The organism is Planotetraspora kaengkrachanensis (assembly GCF_016862895.1).
GTDB classification, from domain to species: Bacteria; Actinomycetota; Actinomycetes; order Streptosporangiales; family Streptosporangiaceae; genus Planotetraspora; species Planotetraspora kaengkrachanensis.
Window position 1 is genome coordinate 1 of the sequence record NZ_BONV01000074.1, and the last position, 3,476, is coordinate 3,476.

At 56.7% G+C, this 3,476-nt stretch carries 2 rRNA genes; both read right to left on the minus strand.

The features are described 5' to 3' along the window. Nucleotides 1–28: 28 nt before the first annotated feature. A 5S ribosomal RNA gene (rrf, locus tag Pka01_RS40390) occupies nucleotides 29–145 on the minus strand. Nucleotides 146–220: 75 nt separating this feature from the next. Continuing rightward, nucleotides 221–3,320, minus strand: a 23S ribosomal RNA gene (locus tag Pka01_RS40395). Between the last annotated feature and the right edge of the window lie 156 nt (nucleotides 3,321–3,476).

Below are 3,476 nucleotides of genomic sequence, written 5' to 3' on the forward strand. Positions count from 1 at the left end.
ACACGGGTGACCCCACTCCCAAAAGATTGTCCGGCGGCGTCCTACTCTCCCACACCGTCCCCGGTGCAGTACCATCGGCGCTGGAAGGCTTAACTTCCGGGTTCGGAATGTAACCGGGTGTTTCCCTTCCGCCATAACCGCCGTAACCCTATGGAACTATCAACCATCTGGTTGTTGTCCCTGAATCACATAGTGGACGCGAGCAAGAAAAGTCTGCTTTGTGGTCAAGTCCTCGGCCTATTAGTACCGGTCAGCTCCACACGTTACCGCGCTTCCACTTCCGGCCTATCAACCCTGTCGTCTCCAGGGAGCCTTACCCCCTCACGGGGTGGGAGACCTCATCTCAAGGCGAGCTTCCCGCTTAGATGCTTTCAGCGGTTATCCCTACCGAACGTAGCCAACCAGCCGTGCTCCTGGCGGAACAACTGGCACACCAGAGGTTCGTCCGTCCCGGTCCTCTCGTACTAGGGACAGCCCCTTTCAAGTCTCCTGCGCGCGCAGCGGATAGGGACCGAACTGTCTCGCGACGTTCTAAACCCAGCTCGCGTACCGCTTTAATGGGCGAACAGCCCAACCCTTGGGACCTACTCCAGCCCCAGGATGCGACGAGCCGACATCGAGGTGCCAAACCATCCCGTCGATATGGACTCTTGGGGAAGATCAGCCTGTTATCCCCGGGGTACCTTTTAGCCGTTGAGCGACACCGCTTCCACATGCCGATGCCGGATCACTAGTCCCAGCTTTCGCTCCTGCTCGACCCGTCAGTCTCACAGTCAAGCTCCCTTGTGCACTTACACTCAACACCTGATTGCCAACCAGGCTGAGGGAACCTTTGGGCGCCTCCGTTACTCTTTAGGAGGCAACCGCCCCAGTTAAACTACCCACCAGACACTGTCCCCCACCCGGATACACGGGCGCGGGTTAGACATCCAAAACGACCAGAGTGGTATTTCACCAATGACTCCACCCTGACTAGCGTCAGAGCTTCCCAGTCTCCCACCTATCCTACACAAGCCATCCCAAACACCAATGTCAAGCTATAGTGAAGGTCCCGGGGTCTTTCCGTCCTGCTGCGCGAAACGAGCATCTTTACTCGTACTGCAATTTCACCGGGTCTGTGGTTGAGACAGCGGGGAAGTCGTTACGCCATTCGTGCAGGTCGGAACTTACCCGACAAGGAATTTCGCTACCTTAGGATGGTTATAGTTACCACCGCCGTTTACCGGCGCTTAAGTTCTCACCTTCGCCACATTACTGCGGCTAAGCGGTCCCCTTAACGTTCCGGCACCGGGCAGGCGTCAGTCCGTATACATCGTCTTACGACTTCGCACGGACCTGTGTTTTTAGTAAACAGTCGCTTCCCCCTGGCCACTGCGGCCCCCACCAGCTACGGACGCAAAGTCCTACACCAGCGAAGGCCCCCCTTCTCCCGAAGTTACGGGGGCAATTTGCCGAGTTCCTTAACCACAGTTCACCCGAACGCCTTAGTATTCTCTACCTGACCACCTGAGTCGGTTTAGGGTACGGGCCGCCACGACACTCGCTAGAGGCTTTTCTCGGCAGCATAGGATCACCCACTTCGCCACAATCGGCTCGGCATCACATCTCAAGCTTAATGAGAGACGGATTTGCCTATCTCTCGCCCTACATGCTTACCCCGGGACAACCACCGCCCGGGATGGGCTACCTTCCTGCGTCACCCCATCGCTTACCTACTACCAGTTCAGGCCAGGCGTTCACCCTCACCCACAACCCGAAGGCCATGAGGGGTTAAGGACCCTTAGTATCACTAGGTTCAGTATTGGCGCGTCACAGCGGGTACGGGAATATCAACCCGTTATCCATCGACTACGCCTGTCGGCCTCGCCTTAGGCCCCGACTTACCCTGGGCGGATTAGCCTAGCCCAGGAACCCTTGGTCATCCGGCGCAGAAGTTTCCCACTTCTGATTCGCTACTCATGCCTGCATTCTCACTCGCACGCCCTCCACGACCGATCACTCGACCGCTTCACCGAACGCACGACGCTCCCCTACCCACCCACACAAGTGTGAGTGCCACGACTTCGGCGGTGTACTTGAGCCCCGCTACATTATCGGCGCAGAATCACTTGACCAGTGAGCTATTACGCACTCTTTCAAGGGTGGCTGCTTCTAAGCCAACCTCCTGGTTGTCACTGCGACTCCACATCCTTTCCCACTTAGCACACGCTTAGGGGCCTTAGTCGGTGATCTGGGCTGTTTCCCTCTCGACCACGGAGCTTATCCCCCGCAGTCTCACTGCCACGCTCTCACTTACCGGCATTCGAAGTTTGGCTGACGTCAGTAACCTTGTAGGGCCCATCAGCCATCCAGAGCTCTACCTCCGGCAAGAAACACGCAACGCTGCACCTAAATGCATTTCGGGGAGAACCAGCTATCACGGAGTTTGATTGGCCTTTCACCCCTACACACAGATCATCCCCCAGGTTTTCAACCCTGGTGGGTTCGGTCCTCCACGCAGTCTTACCCACGCTTCAACCTGCCCATGCGTAGATCACCCCGCTTCGGGTCTACAGCATGCGACTCAACGCCCTATTCAGACTCGCTTTCGCTACGGCTCCCCCACACAGGTTAACCTCGCCACACACCATAACTCGCAGGCTCATTCTTCAAAAGGCACGCAGTCACATCACAAACAAGGCAAGCCTCGTTTACGCTCCTACGGCTTGTAGGCACACGGTTTCAGGTACTATTTCACGACCCCTCACCGGGGCGCTTTTCACCTTTCCCTCACGGTACTCGTTCACTATCGGTCATCAGGGAGTATTTAGGCTTACCAGGTGGTCCTGGCAGATTCACACAAGATTCCACGAGCCTCGTGCTACTCGGGAACACCCCAAACAGTCGGCATGATTTCGCCTACCCGGCTCTCACGGTCTACGGCGCCCCATCCCAAAGACTTCGACTACCACACCGATTTATCACTGCCCAGGAGGACGGCAGCCCTCCCAAGGGGGTCCCACAACCCCGCACACGCAACACCTGCCGGCTATCACACATGCACGGTTTAGCCTCATCCGCTTTCGCTCACCACTACTCACGGAATCACTTTTGTTTTCTCTTCCTACGGGTACTGAGATGTTTCACTTCCCCGCGTTACCACCAACCGCCCTATACATTCAGACGGCGGCAACACCACATGACTGGTGCTAGGTTACCCCATTCGGAAATCCCCGGATCAACGTCAGGTTGGCGACTCCCCGAGGCTTAACGCAGCCTCCCACGTCCTTCATCGGCTCCTGATGCCAAGGCATCCACCGTGTGCCCTAAAAAACTTGGCCACAAAGATGCTCGCGTCCACTATGCAATTCACAAACAACAAACAGAAACCAGCCCACCCCGCACCACGACACCCGAACCATGACAACACCCGAAGACGCCACCACAACCCGAACCGGTATGACAGGAGACCAGCCCAACAAGAAAACCAACCACCA